Origin of the sequence: Veillonella sp. (assembly GCF_018364065.1) — a bacterium.
GTDB lineage: Bacteria > Bacillota > Negativicutes > Veillonellales > Veillonellaceae > Veillonella_A.
The window spans coordinates 16,416-36,915 of sequence record NZ_JAGZMO010000001.1 but is presented as its reverse complement, the minus strand read 5'-3'; the positions used below and the strand labels follow the sequence as shown (position 1 = coordinate 36,915).

The following is a 20,500-nucleotide window of genomic DNA, read 5'->3' as shown; positions in this document are numbered from 1 at the left end:
TATGTTAGCGCGAAGAAATTTCAACACATTTATTCGATTATTACACCGCCCACGCCATATGTTGGCGTATTCTATGATATAATAATATAGATAAATATAAATACATCTATAATAACTCTCACAGGAAAGGATATTAATATATGAAATCATTTAAAACTTTGGGCGTTTCCGAAGAGCTTATCGACTTGCTAGCCAAGCAGGGCATTAAGGAGCCTACGCCAATTCAGGAACAGGCAATCCCGCCGGCATTCAAAGGTGTGGACTTAATTGCCAAAGCACAAACCGGTACCGGTAAAACATTAGCCTTCTTATTGCCGATTTTACAGCGCATCAACGTGGAAGTATTCCAGGAACAGGCTCTTATCATTGCACCGACTCGTGAACTGGTTCGCCAGATTGCCGATACGGCCAAAGAATTGGGCGAAACCTTGGGTGTTGATATTCTCCCGCTCATCGGCGGCCGCACCATTGAAGGTCAGCTCCAACAGCTCGGTCGCAGACCCCATGTTATCTTAGGTACACCGGGTCGTCTCTTAGATCACGTACATCGCGAATCCTTGCAGCTTGAAAATGTGCGCCGCGTAGTGTTAGACGAAGCGGATCAAATGTTACACATGGGATTTTTACCGGATGTGGAATCCTTAATTGAACACACGAACCCGAATCGCCAGTTGCTTCTCTTCTCCGCCACCATGCCGGACCGCATCCGCAGTCTTGCCAAAGCGTACATGCATAAGCCTATGTCTGTAACGGTTAAAGGGGAAAACGTAACGCTCGATACAATCGAACAACGCGTTCTCATGGTATCGGAAGAGCAAAAACTGCCGCGCCTGATTAAGCAGTTACAAGAAGATAATCCATACTTGGCGATTGTATTCTGTAATAAAAAAGAAGGGGCTATCCGCCTCTCCTATGAACTTACTGCGGCAGGCTTCAACATCGGCGAACTTCACGGTGACTTGACACAGGGCCGCCGTACACAGATTCTAAAAGACTTCGCCCGTGCCCGTACGCAAATCTTGGTTGCCACCGACATTGCGGCACGCGGTATCGATATTGAAGGGATCAGTCATGTATACAACTACGATGTGCCACATGATGTGGATTACTACATCCACCGCATCGGCCGTACCGGTCGTGCCGGCACAAGCGGTATTGCCATTACCTTTGCCACACCGGCTGAAGAAAGCTGGCTTCGCCGCATCGAACGCGCTATCGAAGCGACATTAACAAAATACACCGCTGACGGCCAGGTTAAAACGAAGGGCAAAGCTCAGGCACCTAAGAAGGAAGTAAGTCGCAGCAAGCCGAAAATCACTTCCAACTATCAGGCAACCAAGGCAAAACGCCACAAAGCAACCGGACACAAAGGCGCGAACACACGCGTACGTCGTTCCCGTTCGAAATAATCTCGATTATTCCCGGTTCTAAGTAATCTTGGTTATTCCTGACTGACTAATCACGATTACATAAAAAGCACATATAAATAAAAAGCACATGTTGTACTTTCCATCAAAAATACAACATGTGCTTTTTATGTTTATTTATTATAAATGGCTTACAGAGCTACAGTCTATTTACTGTCTGCTATTCTCTATGTCTATTTATTGGATGTTATTCTCTACGTCTATTTACTGTCTGCCACTTTTACACCTATTTATAAATGCTCGGTTTTCCGTTCACATCAGCAACGGTTGTTCGACATTGCGGGAATTTGCTGCAACGCCATACGGAGCGGTTGCCGGACATGACGTTTACCAAATGACCGCCACAGCGCGGACATTGGTATGTAAGCGCATCTTGCGTCTTAGCCGATTCCATAGCCTTTGAAATGGATTGCGTCAACTGTTCATCAGATTGAGTAGCACCCATCGGGCCATTTCCCATAGAGCCTGTATCACCGCCTACAGGACGGGTATAACGGCATGTTGGAAATTGGGAGCATCCATAGAATTCGCCAAATTTTCCTTTGCGCTTCATAAGTTTTCCTTTGCCGCACTTTGGACAATCCGGAGCGTCCGCATCAGGTACAGGCGCATTTCTTGGTCCATTGGCATATCCGACTTCACCATCTCCCCCTTGCGCGCCTGTGCGGCCTTTTACGACGCGAACTGTACTGGCTATGTTAAATCCGTCCGTATCGATGCCGTCATGATTGCCCCACATATCTCCGGTGTTTGCTTTCTGAATGAGTCGTCGCAAGAAGTCCACCTGATCACTTAAGAAATTATCCAGCGTACCTTCCCCTTCACTCATGGCTGCCAGCCGCTCTTCCCACACGGCCGTTTCATCAGGATAAAGCATTTCTTCCGGCAGCGCATCTACCAGCAAATACCCTAAGTCTGTCGGTTGGATAACTTTTTTCTTCCCCTTAACAGACATAAACTTGCGATTAATCAGCTCATCAATGATGGTGGCGCGCGTCGCTTCCGTACCGATACCGGATACCGCTTTCAACTGCTTTTTCAAGTCTTCGTTTTTCACATACTTATGAATTTCCTTCATAGCCTGTAAGAGCGTAGCTGCTGTAAAACGACTTGGCGGCTTCGTCTGCTTCGCGTCAATGGCGATATTATCTACTGTAACTGTGTCGCCCTTCTTCACGGCCGGTAATTCACCGGAATCTTCGATTGGTTGCGACTTACGAGTGCTCTGCTTTTTAGAGGCCCCTATAGAGCCGGAACCATCACCGTTTCCGTCACCAGTACCGCCTGCTTCATCGGCTCCGTCAGAGCCCCAGTCCATATTGTCATCGTCCGAACTGTCATTACTGTCGTCATCTCCACTACCGGCTGTTTTCTTCGCCTTTTGGAATAACACCTTCCAGCCCGGCTCGATAACAACGCGGCCATGAGCCACAAAACGCTCCTCTTCCTGCAATACAGTGAGCTTCGTCTGTTCATACTCGTGTTCCTTATAGAACTGCGCAATATAGGACTGGGCGATCAAGAAGTAAATATTCCGTTCCATCTGCGGCAACGTTTCCATATTGCATGGCACCGTCGTCGGAATAATGGCATGGTGAGCCGTAATCTTCTTGTCATTCCATGCGCGCGACTTAATGCTCAAGTCCGCCTTCGATGCCCACTCGCCGATTTTACCGCTGTTCGCACTCAAGTTCTTTATAATCGCCGTGCGGTCCGCATATTGATTCTGTGGTAAATAATCGCAGTCCGAACGCGGATAAGTAGTCAGTTTTTTCTCGTATAGCTTCTGTGCCGTATCGAGTACCTGCTGCGGATCATAGCCGTACGCTTTCCCCGCCGCTACCTGCAAGGCGGATAAGGATAAAGGCAAACGTTGCGCTTCCTTCTTCTTATTCTTTTCCCGCTTTTCAATAATGCCAGTCTTGCTATCCATTAAGCGCTTAGCCAATTCTTCCGCCACTTCGCGTTTTAAGAGACGTCCTTCCGGGTCAAGACCGATCTGGTCATCCTGTGGCTGCCAGGTCGCCCAGAAAGTTCCGTTCGGATGAACGTATAACACTTTAAGGGTATAGTAATCTACAGGCACAAAGTTTTCCAGCTCACGCTCACGCCGTACGACCAGCGCCAACGTCGGCGTCTTTACACGGCCAATAGGAAATGTTACTTTATTGCCGCGACGACGCTGCGCCAACGTATAAGCTCGGGATAAGTTCATACCGATGAGCCAGTCCGCCCGCGCTCTAGCCAAGGCCGATTGCTGCAAGTTATAAAAATCCTTATTATCCCGCAAATCACCCAAAGCCTGACGAATGGACTTTTCATCCAACGCATTCAACAGAATACGCTGTACCGGCTTTTCATTATTTACATAGAGCAATATTTCATCAATGAGCAATTGCCCTTCCCTGTCCGGGTCACCGGCGTTTACGATTACATCGGCCTTTTCGATTAAGTCTTTAATCGTGTGAAACTGCTTTTCGCTGCTCTTCGTAATCAAGAGCTTCCACTCTTCCGGCACAATCGGCAAATCCGCCGCGTTCCAGCGCTTATACTTCGGATCGTAATCACCGGGCTCCGCCTGTTCCAGCACATGCCCGAAGGCCCATGTTACCACATCATCACCTTGTATGATATAGCCGTCCCGACGCTGCACACGCTGCTGCTCCGGTAAATATTTACTTATTTCCCGCCCCATACTCGGTTTTTCCGCAATAAATAATCTCATAGGCCCTCCTTCATATCTTATCTATTATACAATAAATCGGCCGTAAACGTAACCGCAATACATCAAATCTCAACAAGATACGAACAGTACACAAACATCTCTTAATGACAAAACAGGGCTCAGTAGTATATAATTTTAAGGATAGATATTTATTATTTTCGAGGTGACAACATGACTTTTCTGGAAGAAGTAAAACGTCGTCGTACGTTTGCCATTATATCTCACCCGGATGCGGGTAAAACAACATTAACAGAAAAACTCCTCCTATACGGAGGTGCTATTCATTTGGCCGGTTCTGTAAAATCTCGTAAAACACAGAAATACGCCGTGTCCGACTGGATGGAAATTGAAAAACAACGTGGTATTTCCGTAACAAGTTCCGTGCTTCAGTTCGACTATGACGGTTGCCGTGTAAACATTTTGGATACACCGGGCCATCAGGACTTCTCTGAAGATACGTACCGTACACTTATGGCGGCCGACAGCGCTGTCATGCTGATTGACGTGGCGAAAGGCGTGGAAGCGCAGACAAAGAAACTCTTCGCTGTTTGTAAAGAACGCGGTATTCCTATTTTTACCTTCGTCAACAAAATTGACCACTTCGGACGCAATCCGTTCGACTTGATGGAAGAAATTGAAAACTCCTTGGGTATCCGTGCAGTGCCTATGAACTGGCCTGTAGGGATTAACGGCGAGTATCAGGGCATTTATGACCGAGCTACTCATACAGTAGACTTGTTCGCTAAAGACGAAACTCACGGTCAGAAGAAATTGGCTTCCACTAAGGAGTCCGTAGATGATCCTGCATTCCGAGAACTCTTGGGTGAAGAAGTTCATCAGTCTCTAATCGATGACATTGAGCTTCTCGATGTGGCCGGCGACGCCTTTGATTTCGAAAAAGTGCGCAGTGGCGAATTGACACCAATGTTCTTCGGTTCCGCCATGACAAACTTCGGCGTTAAACCGTTCTTGGAAAAATTCCTCGATTTAGCTCCATCCCCTGCTCCTCGTCAGGCCTTGGAAGAAACTGTAGAAGCGACCGGCGAAGACTTCTCCGCCTTCGTATTCAAAATTCAGGCCAACATGAATCCAAACCATCATGACCGCATCGTGTTCATGCGTATTTGTTCCGGCAAGTTCGAAAAAGGCATGTCCGTATTGCATCGTCAGTCCGGCAAGCAGATTCGTCTGGCACAGCCGCAACAGTTCCTGGCTACAGAACGTACTATCATTGATGAAGCTTATCCGGGCGACATTATCGGTGTATTCGATGCCGGGACTATGGGCGTTGGCGACACATTGTGCGCACCGAACCATAAGCTCACATTCAGTGACTTCCCTGTGTTCCCGCCTGAATTCTTTGCCCGCGTAAGTCCAAAAGATACGATGAAACGCAAGCAGTTCCAAAAAGGCATGACACAGTTGGCACAAGAAGGGGCAGTTCAAATCTTCGAACAGCCGCATTCACTGGATTCCTTCATTGTAGGTGCTGTAGGTATGCTTCAATTTGAAGTGCTTCAATATCGTCTCCGCAATGAATATGGCGTAGAACCGGTAACCGATTCCCTGCCATACAGCGTGGCCCGCTGGATCAAAGGCAATGTGGATATTAAAACCTTAAAAGGTCTCGACAACGCCATGGTCGTAAAAGACAACCGCGACCGCACCGTTATCTTAATCAGCAACGAATGGCAAATGGGCTGGGTCGAAGAACGCAACCCTGACGTAACATTCTTGAAAACTCCGTCTTTAAATGACCATTTGGATAATGAATAGACCCATATAAGCATTCGGCACTAAAGCTTACATAGACCACAGATACTAAACTAAGGCTTGCATAGACCACAGTGGTAAAGCTTACATATAAGAAAAGAGTTCAATCTCACAGGAGATTGAACTCTTTTTTATTACTTATAGGTTTTATTTTTATAAAGTATTCAGTTCTTTATTGATGATGCCAAATACGTTCTATTTATAAAATAGACAGTCTCTTTTATAAGCTGAACGGTCTCATAACGTCAGACCTCAGATTCACCTTAAAACAGCGGCACATGTTCGGCTAAATACGTAAATCCATGATCTCGCAAGGAGTCTCGTAATTCCCAGGTGGCGTCGATAAGTTCGATGTAGTGAAGTCTCCACGTAAAGCTAGTATATGAGTTCATGCCTTCAAAGATAGCAACACGCGGAATGTTGTAGCGGTCCTCACTGCGTTTCGCATTCCCCGCCTCTACCGTTACGGCCAACTGATACCCTGCTTCACGGGTAAACGCTTCGATGCGTTTATCGCTGAATCCCTGTGGAAAGGCGATGTACTTAATAGGATGATGCAATGCTGTTTCTAAAATTGATTTAGACAAAGTCAATTCACGTTTTACGTCTGCATCAGACAAGGTACGCAAATCCTTATGCGAATAGGTGTGCGATTCGATGGTAATACCGGACGCTTCCATCTCGCGAAGCTGTTCTTCATTCATGAAGCGCGGCTGTCCGATTGAGTCGGCAATCATAAACACCGTAGCTTTCATGCCGAATTTCTTTAAAATCGGCAACGCATTTGTATAATTATCTTCATACCCGTCATCGAAGGTAATAAGCACCGGCTTATCCGGCAAAGCTGTCCCTTTTTCTAAAAAGTCATTCAGCTGATCCATCGTAATTGTATGGTATCCGTTGTCCGCCAAATACTGCATTTGCGCTTCAAAATCCCACGTGCGCATCGTCAACGGCGAAAGGTTCACATCATTTACTTGATGATAATTTAATATAGGTACGCCGCGCACAGAATAAACACCGGCCGTGCTCCAGCACCCAAACAAATAAATCCCAATACATACAACTAACACGCCTAATGCGGCTAAAATTCCCTTAAGAAATCTACGCTGTTTCATAAGATACCAACTTCACCTGAATATGTAACAACCAACCTTGGTGTACTTCTTTTAATATAATAATCTTATTATATATCAACTGCAAATCAAGTCAATCAGAAATAATTTGCCCATATATTTATTTTCTTTCACTACTTACGCGTCTGCAGACTGACGATATAATCGGCTCCACGCATTGGCAATGGCGGCGAATTCATCCAAGGTAAACGTTTCACCCCGGCGATTGCCTTCGATCTGCGCTTCCTGTAAAATCGCATCGATCTGTTCTTTGCTGAGACCGGTCGTCTTCATAGTATTGCTGAAGGTTTTACGGCGTTGTGCAAAGGCGGCTTTAATAACGCGGAACAAAATCGCTTCCTCGTCAACTTTTACAGGCGGCTCTTTGCGAAGTTTACAGCATACAACGGAGCTGGTTACCTCAGGAGCCGGCAAGAATGACTTAGGCAATACGTCAAAAGCGATGGATGGCTCCGTATAGTACTGAACCGCTGCAGACAACGCCCCATAGGCTTTTGTGCCCGGCTGTGCCACCATGCGCTCAGCCACTTCTTTTTGTACCATCACAACGAGGCGCTCAATCGGTAATTTCATTTCCAACAAGGACATGATGATTGGCGTCGTAATATAGTATGGCAAGTTTGCTACCACTTTAAACGGTTTGTGGTTCATAATTTCCGGAATATTTACTTTTAAAATATCTCCGTGAATAATCTTTACATTCTTATAGTCCGCCAAGGTCGTATCCAATACTTCCAATAAGCGGCGGTCCAATTCTACGGCCGTTACGTCCGCTTTGCTCTGCGCAAGACCCTGCGTAAGTGTACCGATGCCCGGGCCGATTTCCAAGACCGGTTCGCCCGGCAGCAATTCGGCCGTTTTAATAATATCATCCACCACATGACGGGAAATTAAAAAGTTCTGCCCCAACTTTTTACTCATGTGGATCCCGAATCGTTTACATATATAATGTACAACCTCAGGACTGGCGATTACAGATTCTAACATACTCAATGATTTACTCCTTATCTAATTGTTCCGCCTGTGATTCAAAGTCTTCACGGCTGATTCCATAATGATTTAAACGATACAAAAACTGTTTTCCGTTTCCATAGCCTATGCCGAGAGCGGCACCTAACGCATTACGACGGACTACGCTGTTAGGCCGTCCGGTCAATCCATATCTGATTAAATCCTGCATGGTAAATTCTTCGGACGACTCCATCGTCTGTGTGTGAACCTTCGACAATGCCTTTAAAATGGCTTCTTTCGAGGCCTGTTCCACACCGATGTCATTATTGGCCGTCGCTTCCTCACGAGGAATAAAGGCATGTTGGGCGTTTGGGAATTTTTTACTTAAAAAACGTCTAATGCGTTCACCGGCCGTATCGGGATCTGTCAAAATGATGATTCCTCGTTTCTCATAAGCATACTGAATCTGCTTAATCACGGCTTTTCGCAATGTAAAACCTTCCGTCATAATGCAGTCGGCTTCTATGGCTTTCGCAATCTGCTGTACATCAGACTTACCTTCCACTACTAATACTTCTTTTAACATGGCCTTATCCTTTCTCATTTTCATCTCTACTATTCTACCAAATAATAAAGGAGCGGTAAACCACAATCGGCTTACCGCTCCTTTATCTTAATAAGTTTTTAACTGCTCAGTTACTGTATTATGAAAGCCCTTACGGACATTCATATGCCATGTAACTATGCTTAGACTTTCATCAGCCTATACATAGTGTTAGTAACTATTGAAGTACGTATACTTCAATGGACTGTCGACCAAACTCCATGGCCTCCCCATAGGAATCCATTACGAGGTCAATGCGGTTACCTAAAATCGCGCCGCCTGTATCCGCCGCTACGGCCATGCCGTATCCGGGAATGTAAAGGCGTGTTCCTAAAGGAATCACATTAGGGTCAACGGCCACTACACCACGTCTTGCTACCATGCCTGTAGCAGTGATGCCTCGACCATCACCGTCGGTAGCGATGTACGCGCTCGCTTCCATAGTAAGCACCTCGCGATAACGCACAGCGCCTCGAGATGTTTCAACAACTGCTTCTCGAGTTCCTACCTTAATAATAGTCGGTACCATCTGTTTAATTGCATTCTGATTGATGATTTGTCGTTTTATTTCTTTTCCATCTTGATAGAAAATTTCTTCTTCTACTGCTGCAACGCCGGCACTACCTTGTTGAGCAACTACTTCGTCGCCTTGTCTCATAGTGTCGTCGCGTTCTCGAATAACCTGAATTTCAATCGGTTGTTCATATTTTTTTACAGAACGACTTGTTACACGAGCAATGGTAATCGCGCTACCTGAAGTCAGATGCGTCTTACCATCCTCTAATGGTACATAATTAGGTGCCTTATATCCCAACTCATCAGCTAAGCCTTGGGCTGTTGTCTGCACAGTCATGACTGTCTGCGCTTTGCCGTCAACAGTTACTTTTACAGGAAATGCTCTGACTACAGTTAATTCTGTGCCATTCTGTAAAGCTGCCGTACTTAATAATACAGCATCTTTAGGATTGAGCGAAATCTTGGCATCGCGTAAAATTCCCTCCGCTGAGTTGAGGTGTGTCTTAACAATCTGCGTTTGACCGTCCGCATGAATGGTAACGGTTTTCTCGTTCCATGCAAAACCGGAAACAGTGACAAACACGACTGCTAAGAGTATCAGAATTAGAAATACATGACGCTTTGCAAGAGTCATAATATTACTCTTCTGAATTCCTAGATATTTTGTCATCTAATCCCTCCTGCTTTGCCATTCTACCACATAGGGATATATTACGTCAAACAAACAGTCTGTGTAATAGCAAGAGTATAGTATTTAACGCATTCTTCATTTATTCATGATTTGCTAATCCTTTTCGCTGTGTCCACTGTATATGTACATTTCGAAGCAAACTCAAAGTTTTAAAATTTTTTCTGAATACGGCGTTTTATTGTATTATTCCTTTTGGTAATAATTAGCCTATTTTTTAAGGCTTCTAAAAAGTAAGGCTATGAGGGCGTTTTCACTACCTCTAATTTCCTCCGTTTCCCTTAAATAAGTATTTGATAGCAACTCTCATTTAAAATTAATTGCAATCTGACATCAATATTTTTGATAAATTTAAAAGAGACAACTTTGCCCTCAATAATCCCCCTTTTATTATTCTTTCATATTCGCAGTATTCCGCCGTTCATTTTTAAACGAATCGTGTATTATAAAGGCATAAAAAATACCCTCTTTTACGGTCCTGTAACGACAAATTACAGGACTTTCAAAGAGAGTATTTTGAATTTTATATTATTTTTATTGGCTTTTAAACCGATTTTTTAAGCTTTTATACTGAAATGAGCTTAGTCGGTACTGCCATATAAGGTAATACGCTTTATGGTATTGCCTATATGCAGCCTTACAGCTTCATTAGTTCTTATACATCGGCTCCATGCGCTCAATTACAGTAGGTTTCGGTTTATCGCTGGCCTGTTTTGCCTCTTTCATCAAGGCGGACTGAGCGGATACCTTGTTATCACGGGATACAACCTTACGGTACGTACCGTCTGTATTCATAATGTGAGCTTTCTGATTATCTGCCAAGTACAGGTTCAGAATGTTGATGATGCGTTCCTTATGACGTTTTTCTTCGATTGGAATCATCAATTCCACGCGTTCGTTCAAGTTACGAGGCATCCAGTCCGCACTGGACAAGAATACTTCGTCTTTACCGCCATGACGGAAGTAGAACAGACGATGATGTTCCAAGAAACGACCTACAATGGAGCGAACCTGAATCGTTTCGCTTACACCTGGAATGCCCGGGCGTAAGGTACAAATACCGCGAACGATTAAGTCGATCTTAACGCCTTGAGAGGATGCTTCGTAGAGCTTAGCTACTACGTATTGGTCCAATAAGGAGTTCATCTTTGCAATGATGTAAGCGTCTTCACCGCGTTTTGCACATTCGATTTCTTCGTCAATGTGAGCAATAATCTTTTCGCGCAAATTGAGTGGCGCTACGATAAATTTATTCCAAATTGGTGGATCAGAGTACCCGGAAATTAAGTTGAAGAATGCGGACGCATCTTCGCCGTACTGATCATTGCAGGTAAAGATACCGCAGTCAGTGTAAAGACGTGCTGTTTTACCATTATAGTTACCTGTTGCCAAGTGAACATAACGGCGGATAGCATCATCTTCGCGGCGTACAACCATGGTAATCTTGGAGTGTGTTTTAAGACCTTTCAAACCGTAGATTACGTGACAGCCCGCTTTTTCCAAACGGCGAGCCATGAGGATGTTATTGGCTTCATCGAAACGAGCTTTAACTTCCATGAGTACTGTAACCTGTTTGCCGTTATCGGCCGCTTTTACAAGGGAGGAGATAATCGGCGAGTTACCGCTTACGCGATAGAGTGTCTGTTTAATAGCCAACACTTTAGGATCATTCGCAGCCTGTGCTACGAAATCTTCTACAGTTTTAAATGTTTCAAACGGATGATGTACGAAAATATCCTGACGACGAATGATGTCGAAAATGCTTTCGTCTTCATGACCTACCAAATCAGCCGGTTCGCAAGGTTCGAATGGACTGTAGCGCAAGTGGTCATAGCCCGGAATATCGCAGAATCCGAAGTACATACATAAGTCGAGCGGACCATTTACTTTAAATGCGTCCACCGGTTTTAACTGCAAACTTACAAGAATGAAGTTAAGCAGTTCGTCGTCCCCTTCGCCTACTACTTCAAGGCGAACAGCCGCACCGCGGCGACGACGGCGAAGAGATTCTTCCATTTCCAATAACAAGTCTTGTGCTTCTTCTTCATCAATTTCCAAGTCAGCATCGCGAGTTACACGGAATGTCATGCTCTTCAAGATTTCATACCCTACGAAGAACGCTTCGCAGTAGTATGTAATAATATCTTCCAAGTAGATGAAATAGCGTTTTTCTGTTTCAGTCGGCACTTCCACGATGCGGTTAAGTACAGATGGAATAGGAAGAATGGCAATTTTATTGCCCATATCTTCGTCAACTTCCACTTCTCCGTTTTCTTCGGAGCGCTTAAGAGCCGCTTCAGAACGCTTAATTTGTACTACTGTATTCATTGTTTTATTCGCCAAGAACGGGAACGGATGGCCCGAGTCCACAGCGAGCGGTGTTACTACCGGATATACAACCTGTTCAAAATATTGACGCAGCCAGTCGAGCTGGGAGTCAGATAAATCGGACGGCTTAACAAAGCATAAGTTTTCTTTTTCCAACTGTTGCAATACATGGTGTAAATACGTATATTGCACACGCACAAGACGTTTGGAGGATTCATTAATTTCTTTCAACTGCTCTGTTGCATCCATGTGTGCCGCGTCATACTTAATAATTCCGTTTTCTTCCTGATGGCGAAGTCCGGCTACACGAATCATGAAAAATTCGTCCAAGTTTGAGCTTGTAATAGCCAGGAAGCGCAAACGTTCCAATAACGGATTGGTCGTATCCACAGCTTCTTTCAATACACGCTGATCAAACTTTAACCAAGAAAGTTCCCGGTTAAAATAATAAGTTGGGTCTTGAAACATGCTTTATTTACCTCCTACTTTAAGATTAACTTCTAAACCGAAAATTTCGCTGAAATATTCTCTTTCACGTTCGAAGGTCCAGCGTTCCAACGATATGTCTTGATCTGTATAAGCCTCAATTACCAGCTCTTTCTCTTTATGTTTCAGAGCTATGCGGCTAATTTTGCCCTTATGACTTACATCAAGGGCACGGGCCAAGCGAAGAATAGCAACCAGTTTCATAACATAGATTTTCTGATAACTGTTCAACTTGCGGAAGTTTTCATCATCATTGCTAGGAGTGCCTTTATAATGGTAGAACACTACATTGGCCACCACTTCTTTTTCGCGATCGGACAGGCCGAACAAATCAGTGCCCATAATAATATGGTACGCATGTTCACTGTGATTTCTAAGACTTACGAATTTACCTACTTCTGCCAAAATGGCGGCAATGCGCATCATGAATGTCATACGGTCCGTAATGCCATGCTCTACCAAGGTGTCGCACAATTGAAGGGAAAAGCGCTCCACTTCTCGTGCGTGACGCTCATCCACTTCGTAGCTGCGTGCAATGGCGCGGGCCAACTGCATATTCTGTTCGCGCATCATGTAGAAGTAGTTATTCGGTGCCTGTTCAGAACCATAGTATAAAATTACCCCTTCCACAAAGCTGGAGCCGCTGATGAGCATACATTGCGGCTGAACCATTTTGAGAAGTTCTTTATACAATACCATAGTCGGCATAATAATATTGGCGCGGAATTCTTCCAGCCCGTAGCGGTTTACCAGCTTCGTAGCGGAAATGCCGTGGAAGCTTTCAATGAAAGACTCAAATTGCTGAGGCAGCAATGACAATGTTTCCTTGTCATTGGCCACAAAGCCCATAAGGCCTGCAATTTCACGGGCTTCATCACCGGACAACACAATATATTTAACATTGAAGCGGCTTACTTCTTCCTGTACCGGCGAGAGCATACTGTGCAGATACTCACCTACCGCATCAGGGAAGGATAAGGAAGAACGCTGATTACGATTAAAGGACTCCATAACGCGCAATGTACCTAAATGCACATTTTCCTGGAACAACAGGGCCCCGCCTTTCCATACGGTAACACCCACACCACCGGATGTAATATCCAGGAATAAAGCGGCATCTTCCGTATCAGTAAGACCTTGTCTCATCATGCGATAGTAAAGACCAAAGTATTTGTAATAAATTTCCTTAGGCATATCTACAACTTCTACTTCGAAGCCGGTTTGGATGTAAATCTGATCCAAGATGCTCAGACGGTTTTCCGCCTCTCTGACTATGGCGGTGGCGTACGCTTTGTACTCTGTTACACCATATTCTTCCATCAGTCGTTTATAGCCTTTCAGCAAGCGACAGATTTCTTCAATTGTTTTAAAGGACAGACGTTTACTGTGAAACACTTCTTCACCGTAAGGCACGTCCTTTGAGGCATATTCAATAACTTTAACCTTATCAATCGAACTGTACTCAACAATGGTAATACTCATACTACTGGCACCTAAATGGATAATACCAAATAAGTGCGGATTCCTTTTAACCATACAATGCCCTCCTTATAGGGATTCATGCCACTTTACGATTAAGTTCTTGTTAAAATCTTTCTTACATTGTTTGCTTAGTTTACTGATCATCACATCCGCCATGGACATATTGTGATTGGCTTTAGTCCACACATTCACAATAATATCTTCGGCGGTAAACTCTGTATTTACTGATACGGCAGACTGCTCATGACTTTCGTCAATGGCTTCCGCCAAAGCCAAAAGAAGGGACACCTGATTAATAATCGGCTTATCTTCTTCTGTAATGAGGCGAATATACGGCGAGTTTCTCATGTATTTCGTATTGATTCCATGTGAATAGGAAGCAATAACAGCACATATGGCCTGTTCACGATGCGACAATCCATATAAATTACTGTTGGCAATAATATAGGCACTGTGTCGAACATGGCTGTAATAGTTAACGACTTTGCCTATATCATGAAGAAGCGCTGTTACACTTAACAAAGCCTTCATGCGTTCCGGCCATTCGTACTCTTTAGCCCATTGTTCGAATAATACATTACTAAATTTAGCAATATATTTAGAGTGAATTAAATCTATTTTATTCATACCGAGCAGAATATTTTCCGCCGAATGAGTTAAAATATCGTCGATAATACCGCTTGGGTTTAAATAATGTTCACCATAATACTTGTAGAATAAACCGTCGCGCAAACCGCAGCCGCTGACAATCATAATCTGTGAATCCGTGTAGAGCATGAGCTCCCGGATAACGGCCGTACCGGCTACGATGATGTCCGCACGTTCCTGAGACAGACCGTTAATCTTACGGCGCTGTGCCAAGCTCTTCGAACAAACCGACTCATAAATCGCTTCTAATCGCTCAAAGGATAATTCATAATTGTGCAACTTCGTAACCGGATAATTATGAGATCGTTGGTCTATTTTTGCCAGGTTACGAGCTGTACCGCCAATACCGATTAAAGGCAGTTTCTGATTTTTAAGCCATTTTTGCGATTTTAAATGTTTCTGAATTGTATCGAGCATTCCCTTAAGCTCTTTTTCAGTAATTTCTTTGCCTTTCTGATGCTCGCCTGTCAACGTTAACGCACCCATTGGCAAGCTTACAGATTCCACAATGGCACGATTATTTACAAGTGTCACTTCCACGCTGGCACCACCCAGGTCGAAGAGGATGAAATCATCTAAACCGATTGTATTAACTACCCCTAAAAACCCTAATCGCGCTTCCTCCAGCCCGTCTATACATACAAGATCGATGCCGGTCTGCGCTTTTACCAAATCAATAAATTCGTTGCCGTTATTGGCCAAACGAACTGCCGCCGTTGCCACGGCAATGATTTCATCACTGTCCATGGCCTCCGCCATATGGGAAAATGCTTTTAATGTTACAATCGCCCGATCCATTGCTTCCGGCGTAAGCATATTGTTCTCCCACATATTTTCGCTAAGGCGAATACTTTCTTTCTGTTGGTAAATCAGTTGATAGCTGCCGCTATCTTTAATCTCAGTAATAACAAACCGTACCGAGTTTGAACCTAAATCTATAAATGAAACACGTTTCATGTTTTCATCCTTTCCACTTCAATAATATATACTTTAATCTTACATAAAGTAGTCTATTATTTCAAGAAAAAGCTCTCTTACTTTTATATTAAAGTAAGAGAGCTTTGTACAGTAAATTTTCAGTAATTAATTGTAAAGTATTTGTAAAATTGTTTGTAAAACTGCACCGTTACGGTGTTAATTGAATCACAATATTAATTTTAAAATTCTACTTAATATTAAATATACGCTTACCGTTTTCAAGTGCAATGGCTGCGAATTCATCCACATCCATACCCTTTAATTGTGCAATTTCCTGCGCCACAAATTGTGTTTTACTTGGGTCATTTCGACGGCCTCGGAATGGAGGCGGAGTCAAATATGGAGAATCAGTTTCGATTAAAATTCGATCTAACGGAACCTCTTTCGCCACTTCTTTCAACCGCGTAGAATTAGGAAAAACTACTGGGCCGGCGAAGGAAATATAGTACCCCATTTTAATGCACTCTTTGGCCATCTCCCAGCTGCCTGAGTAACAGTGGAAAATGCCGAAGTTCCCTTTGCCATGTGTTTTTAACGTATCCATAATGTCGCCGTGTGCATCACGGTCATGGATAATAATCGGCAAATTCACTTCGCGAGCCAGTTCAAGCTGATAAATAAACTCTTTCATCTGTGTTTCTTTATCGGAAAAGTCATAGTAATAGTCCAGTCCGATTTCACCGATAGCTTTTACTTTATCATTATGAAGAGCCTGATCCTTGAAATAATCATAATCGTCGGCGGTTACGTCTTTCGACTCATGAGGATGCACGCCTACTGCGGCGTACACCTGATCATATTGAGCGGCTAATGCAATAGCCGACTCAGCTGTCTCACGGTCAACAGCGGGACACATAATGTATTCTACGCCCGCTTCAAAACATAAAACCAGCATCTGCGTGCGGTCATTATCGAAACGACCGTCATTAATATGCGCGTGAGTATCAAATAAACGCATCTTATTTCACCAGACTTCCAGGAATTAATGACTTAATCTGAGTAACTTCCAAATGATCTGCAAAGTCGGAAGCGGATAAAATCATGCCGTTCGATTCAATGCCCATGATTTTCTTAGGTGCCAAATTAGCTAAATAGATAACTTTTTTGCCAATCATATCTTCCGGTTCGTAGTATTGGGAAATGCCGCTCACTACGATACGTTCTTCCACGCCCACATTCAACACAAATTTGAGGAGCTTCTTGGATTTTTTAACTTTCTCACAAGATACGACTTCCGCCACACGTAAGTCAAGACGGGCGAAATCATCGTATTCAATATTTTCTTTAATTGGAGGAATTTCCTGTGCCACATCGCCATCAGCTTGTGCCGCAGCTTCGGTGGCATCAGAAGCAGTCTGAAGGCTGCCCTTATCTTCTTTCTTAGGCTCCTGTACAGGTGTTTCTACCATTTCAGGCATTTCAAAACGAGGATAGATAGGATCGCCCTTCACCACTTTTGTGCCGTCAGGTAAACCACCCCAAGTTCTTACATCATCTAATTTAGCTTCTGTGAAACCGGTGAGACCCAATTGCTCCCAGATTTTAGGAGCCCCTGTAGGAATTACAGGATCAACTAAAATAGCGATGATGCGAAGTGCTTCCGCCAAATGATACATTACAGCATGAAGACGGGCTTCGTCCCCTTCGTTCTGTTTCTTAGCCAAAATCCAAGGCATAGTTTCATCGATGTATTTGTTTGTACGGCTAATAAGCTGCCATACAGCTTTCAACGCTTTGTTCAGTTCATAGGATTCCATGTAGGACTCATAATCCTTCACTGTTTGTTCCGCTAAAGCCACCAAATCTGTATCGTAAGGGCCTTCTGAAGCAGTCTTAGTGATAACACCCCCATGGTATTTCTCAATCATCGCTACGGTGCGATTAAGAAGATTTCCCAGGTCGTTGGACAAATCGGAATTTACACGTTGCACAAAGTTAGGCAATGTGAAGTTGCCGTCGTTGCCCAAGTGAATTTCGCTCAATAAATAGTAGCGAAGTGCATCGGAACCGTATGTTTCAATCAATGGAATCGGATCGATTACATTGCCCAAAGATTTACTCATCTTAGTACCGTCAACGATAAGCCAGCCGTGACCGAATACTTTCTTAGGCAATGGCAAACCGAGGCTCATGAGCATGATTGGCCAAATAATGGTATGGAAACGAACGATTTCCTTGCCTACCAAATGAAGATCGGCCGGCCAGAAACGTTCATATAGGCTCTTGTCATCATCGAGAGGTCCTAAGGCGCTGATATAGTTTACCAAAGCGTCAAACCATACGTATACTACATGTTTCGGATCGAATGGTACATGAATGCCCCAGTCGAAGCTTGTACGGGATACGCAAAGATCCTCCAAGCCCTGTTTTACGAATTGAATCATTTCATTGCGGCGGGATTCCGGCTGAATGAAATCAGGGTTTTCTTCAATAAACTTAAGCCATTGATCGGCGTATTTGTTCATTTTGAAGAAGTAAGCGTCTTCTTCTACTTTCTGTACAGGACGACCGCAGTCAGGGCAAGTGTGGTTAGGTCCCAACTTCTGCTCAGTCCAGAATGTTTCATCCGGAATACAGTACCAGCCTGTGTATTTGCCAAGATAAATATCCCCTTTGTCATAGGCTTTCTGGAATAAATCTTGAACTACTTTTTCATGACGTTCTTCCGTTGTACGGATGAAGTCGTCATTGGAAATATTCATCATTTCCCAAAGTTTTTTAAAGCCGTTTACAATATTTGTCGTGTATTCTAATGGCGTAATTCCCATTTCTTCGGCTACGCGCTGAATCTTTTGACCATGTTCGTCGGAACCTGTCAAAAAGCGCACGTCATAGCCGGCACGGCGTTTAAAACGTGCAATCGTATCGGCCACCGATGTACAGTAAGTATGTCCAATATGGAGTTTTGCACTTGGGTAGTAAATCGGGGTCGTAATATAATAAGTTTTCTTTGATGTTGCATGCGTATCTGTCATTATACATCCTCCTTCTGGAAGTATTCTTCTACTGCATTATATACTAATCGCCGTGAAATGCCCAGTCTTTTGGCAACTTCACGGGTTGCATCTTTCTTTGTTAAACCTGTATCCATCAACTCTTTGGCAAACAAGACATAGTCTTCATCAGTCAGTGTACTGCGGTCTAAGAGTTCCGCACTGTGAATGCTTTTCACCGTGTCCGATTCCGTCTGTCCGGTGTCATCGATGGATTCTCTGCTACCGTCACTGCCCACCGGCTCATACCCGCCCACGAGCAATACAAATTCACCACGTTCCGTAATCTGCTCATAATCGGTTATGGCATCCGCCAATGTGGTGCGCGTAAACTCTTCAAACTTCTTGGTCAGTTCACGGGCCAACACCAACGGCCGATTCCCCAGGTTCGTGTATAACGTCTTCAACGTCGCTTCCAATCGATGGGGCGCCTCATAAAAAATGAGCGTTCCTTCGTAGCGCTGTATGCGCTGAAGCAGCTCTTTCTGATTGGCCGTTTTCTTCGGTAAAAAACCAATAAAAGAAAACTCCCGCGTATTCAATCCGGAAGCAATGAGGGCTGTTAGCGCCGCATTCGGTCCCGGCAACGGTACCACTGTAATGTGTTCCGCCAAAGCCAGTTCCACCAGATCGGCGCCCGGATCGGAAATGGCGGGCATGCCCGCATCACTTACAACGGCAATGTCCTTGCCTGCCAGCAAATCTTCGATGAGCTGCGGCCCTTTCACCGCCTTATTATGCTCGTGATACGACGTCAAGGTCGTATGCACATCCAGATGTTTTAACAACACTCCTGTATGGCGCGTATCTTCCGCGGCAATTACATCCACTTCCTGCAGAATCCGCACCGCACGGTATGTAATATCTTCCAAATTACCAATAGGCGTAGGCACCAGATACAGGGTTCCTATTTTATTTTCCATACCAAGTCAGTACCTCCTCGCTGTATTGGCCAGGTCCTTCGTAAATATATAAAGGAGCTTCCACATTCATGCCGCTGCGGCCACCCTTTACTGCTTCTATGAGAACCAGCTTCGCCGCTTTTCCCGGCATGGAGTGCACAAAGCGAACCCGCTTCGGCTCCAGCTGTCGAGCGCGCAATGCCTGCAGGGCATCAGCCAGGCGCTCCGCCCGATATATCATCCACAAACGGCCGCGAAATTTTAATAATTGAGACGCCGCGGCACACACATCCTCAATGGTCGTATGGGCCTCATGGAGCGCTACCTGAATTCCTTCGGAAACAGGCACTGCCCCCGTGTTGGATTCAAAATAAGGCGGGTTAACCGCCAGTCCGTCAAAACGGCCATTGTACTCCGCCATAGGCAACTTGCAGTAGTCTCCTTCTACTATTGAAATCGACTCCTGCTTCTGATTCAGCACCACATTACGCTTTGCCAAGTCAGCCGTTACAGGGTTAATCTCAAAGCCCGTAATATGCTGCGCTCCAAGGCCGGACAGCACCAGGGGGATTACCCCTGTGCCGGTTCCCAAATCGCCATACTGCCATCCCTGCTTGATCGTCACGAAATGACTCAGGATAATGGCATCTATGGAGAAACGGAACTGATCGATGCGCTGCCACAGCTTCATGCCTCCAATAATGAGGTCGTCCAGACGCTCCAAAGGATGCTGCTTCGCCTCACTTATATGAGCTTCCTTAACAGGATATTCGGAGCGCTCCGACCCATTATTTAGCTCGCTCACATTTGTTCCTGAAAAGGACGACTCCGAGCGCTCCGCCTGCTGCTTCGGCTCGTCCATA

General features: G+C 44.6%; 14 protein-coding genes. 2 read left to right on the top strand and 12 right to left on the bottom strand.

The window, feature by feature from the left end:
• The first annotated feature begins 140 nt into the window (after positions 1 to 140).
• On the top strand, positions 141 to 1,409 hold the full coding sequence (locus KHZ77_RS00155; protein ID WP_295194460.1) for a DEAD/DEAH box helicase: 1,269 nt from the start codon (positions 141 to 143) through the stop codon (positions 1,407 to 1,409).
• A gap of 244 nt (positions 1,410 to 1,653) precedes the next feature.
• Here the strand turns inward: KHZ77_RS00155 and KHZ77_RS00150 are convergent, their stop codons facing one another.
• Positions 1,654 to 4,152, bottom strand: coding sequence for a DNA topoisomerase 3 (locus tag KHZ77_RS00150; protein WP_295194459.1), 2,499 nt, complete (start codon positions 4,150 to 4,152; stop codon positions 1,654 to 1,656).
• 171 nt (positions 4,153 to 4,323) lie between these two features.
• Here KHZ77_RS00150 and KHZ77_RS00145 point away from each other — a divergent pair, with 171 nt between their 5' ends.
• The gene (locus KHZ77_RS00145; RefSeq protein WP_295194457.1) at positions 4,324 to 5,928 is read left to right on the top strand and encodes a peptide chain release factor 3; all 1,605 of its coding nucleotides are present in this window, start codon (positions 4,324 to 4,326) and stop codon (positions 5,926 to 5,928) included.
• A gap of 260 nt (positions 5,929 to 6,188) precedes the next feature.
• Here the strand turns inward: KHZ77_RS00145 and KHZ77_RS00140 are convergent, their stop codons facing one another.
• The 11 genes from KHZ77_RS00140 to KHZ77_RS00090 all read right to left on the bottom strand — a co-directional run bounded on the left by KHZ77_RS00140 (position 6,189) and on the right by KHZ77_RS00090 (position 20,499).
• Entirely contained in the window at positions 6,189 to 7,043 is an 855-nt protein-coding gene (locus KHZ77_RS00140; protein WP_295194455.1) for a polysaccharide deacetylase family protein, read from the bottom strand.
• Between the two features lie 135 nt (positions 7,044 to 7,178).
• Complete coding sequence (gene rsmA, locus KHZ77_RS00135) at positions 7,179 to 8,048, bottom strand: 16S rRNA (adenine(1518)-N(6)/adenine(1519)-N(6))-dimethyltransferase RsmA (protein WP_295194453.1); 870 nt, start codon at positions 8,046 to 8,048, stop codon at positions 7,179 to 7,181.
• Between the two features lie 10 nt (positions 8,049 to 8,058).
• Entirely contained in the window at positions 8,059 to 8,598 is a 540-nt protein-coding gene (gene rnmV, locus KHZ77_RS00130; protein WP_295195097.1) for a ribonuclease M5, read from the bottom strand.
• A 196-nt stretch (positions 8,599 to 8,794) separates the two neighbouring features.
• Positions 8,795 to 9,802, bottom strand: coding sequence for a 3D domain-containing protein (locus KHZ77_RS00125; RefSeq protein ID WP_295194450.1), 1,008 nt, complete (start codon positions 9,800 to 9,802; stop codon positions 8,795 to 8,797).
• Positions 9,803 to 10,468: 666 nt separating this feature from the next.
• The gene (locus KHZ77_RS00120; protein ID WP_295194448.1) at positions 10,469 to 12,616 is read right to left on the bottom strand and encodes an RNA degradosome polyphosphate kinase; all 2,148 of its coding nucleotides are present in this window, start codon (positions 12,614 to 12,616) and stop codon (positions 10,469 to 10,471) included.
• Positions 12,617 to 12,619: 3 nt separating this feature from the next.
• Positions 12,620 to 14,170 (bottom strand): phosphatase, encoded by a 1,551-nt coding sequence (locus KHZ77_RS00115; protein WP_295194446.1) that lies wholly within the window; start codon positions 14,168 to 14,170, stop codon positions 12,620 to 12,622.
• Positions 14,171 to 14,182: 12 nt separating this feature from the next.
• Entirely contained in the window at positions 14,183 to 15,721 is a 1,539-nt protein-coding gene (locus KHZ77_RS00110; protein ID WP_295194444.1) for a Ppx/GppA phosphatase family protein, read from the bottom strand.
• A gap of 208 nt (positions 15,722 to 15,929) precedes the next feature.
• Positions 15,930 to 16,700, bottom strand: coding sequence for a TatD family hydrolase (locus tag KHZ77_RS00105; RefSeq protein ID WP_295194442.1), 771 nt, complete (start codon positions 16,698 to 16,700; stop codon positions 15,930 to 15,932).
• A 1-nt stretch (position 16,701) separates the two neighbouring features.
• A complete protein-coding gene (gene metG, locus KHZ77_RS00100; protein ID WP_295194441.1) occupies positions 16,702 to 18,717 on the bottom strand; it encodes a methionine--tRNA ligase in 2,016 nt (671 codons plus the stop codon).
• Positions 18,717 to 19,658 carry a 16S rRNA (cytidine(1402)-2'-O)-methyltransferase gene (rsmI, locus tag KHZ77_RS00095; protein ID WP_295194438.1) on the bottom strand — a complete coding sequence of 314 codons (942 nt, stop codon included), beginning with the start codon at positions 19,656 to 19,658 and terminating at the stop codon, positions 18,717 to 18,719. Before rsmI ends, metG begins: the two co-directional genes overlap by 1 nt.
• Positions 19,648 to 20,499, bottom strand: coding sequence for a methyltransferase (locus tag KHZ77_RS00090; RefSeq protein WP_295194436.1), 852 nt, complete (start codon positions 20,497 to 20,499; stop codon positions 19,648 to 19,650). The genes rsmI and KHZ77_RS00090 overlap by 11 nt, the downstream gene beginning before the upstream one ends.
• Position 20,500: the final 1 nt, after the last annotated feature.

What these genes read in the sequence shown, in the direction of transcription:
- KHZ77_RS00120 (WP_295194448.1), bottom strand. Translation starts at nt 12,616, where the DNA reads ATGTTTCAAGACCCAACTTATTATTTTAACCGGGAACTTTCTTGGTTA.
- rsmI (WP_295194438.1), bottom strand. Translation starts at nt 19,658, where the DNA reads ATGGAAAATAAAATAGGAACCCTGTATCTGGTGCCTACGCCTATTGGT.
- KHZ77_RS00145 (WP_295194457.1), top strand. Translation starts at nt 4,324, where the DNA reads ATGACTTTTCTGGAAGAAGTAAAACGTCGTCGTACGTTTGCCATTATA.
- rsmA (WP_295194453.1), bottom strand. Translation starts at nt 8,048, where the DNA reads ATGTTAGAATCTGTAATCGCCAGTCCTGAGGTTGTACATTATATATGT.
- KHZ77_RS00115 (WP_295194446.1), bottom strand. Translation starts at nt 14,170, where the DNA reads ATGGTTAAAAGGAATCCGCACTTATTTGGTATTATCCATTTAGGTGCC.
- KHZ77_RS00090 (WP_295194436.1), bottom strand. Translation starts at nt 20,499, where the DNA reads ATGGACGAGCCGAAGCAGCAGGCGGAGCGCTCGGAGTCGTCCTTTTCA.
- KHZ77_RS00150 (WP_295194459.1), bottom strand. Translation starts at nt 4,152, where the DNA reads ATGAGATTATTTATTGCGGAAAAACCGAGTATGGGGCGGGAAATAAGT.
- rnmV (WP_295195097.1), bottom strand. Translation starts at nt 8,598, where the DNA reads ATGTTAAAAGAAGTATTAGTAGTGGAAGGTAAGTCTGATGTACAGCAG.
- metG (WP_295194441.1), bottom strand. Translation starts at nt 18,717, where the DNA reads ATGACAGATACGCATGCAACATCAAAGAAAACTTATTATATTACGACC.
- KHZ77_RS00140 (WP_295194455.1), bottom strand. Translation starts at nt 7,043, where the DNA reads ATGAAACAGCGTAGATTTCTTAAGGGAATTTTAGCCGCATTAGGCGTG.
- KHZ77_RS00105 (WP_295194442.1), bottom strand. Translation starts at nt 16,700, where the DNA reads ATGCGTTTATTTGATACTCACGCGCATATTAATGACGGTCGTTTCGAT.
- KHZ77_RS00110 (WP_295194444.1), bottom strand. Translation starts at nt 15,721, where the DNA reads ATGAAACGTGTTTCATTTATAGATTTAGGTTCAAACTCGGTACGGTTT.
- KHZ77_RS00155 (WP_295194460.1), top strand. Translation starts at nt 141, where the DNA reads ATGAAATCATTTAAAACTTTGGGCGTTTCCGAAGAGCTTATCGACTTG.
- KHZ77_RS00125 (WP_295194450.1), bottom strand. Translation starts at nt 9,802, where the DNA reads ATGACAAAATATCTAGGAATTCAGAAGAGTAATATTATGACTCTTGCA.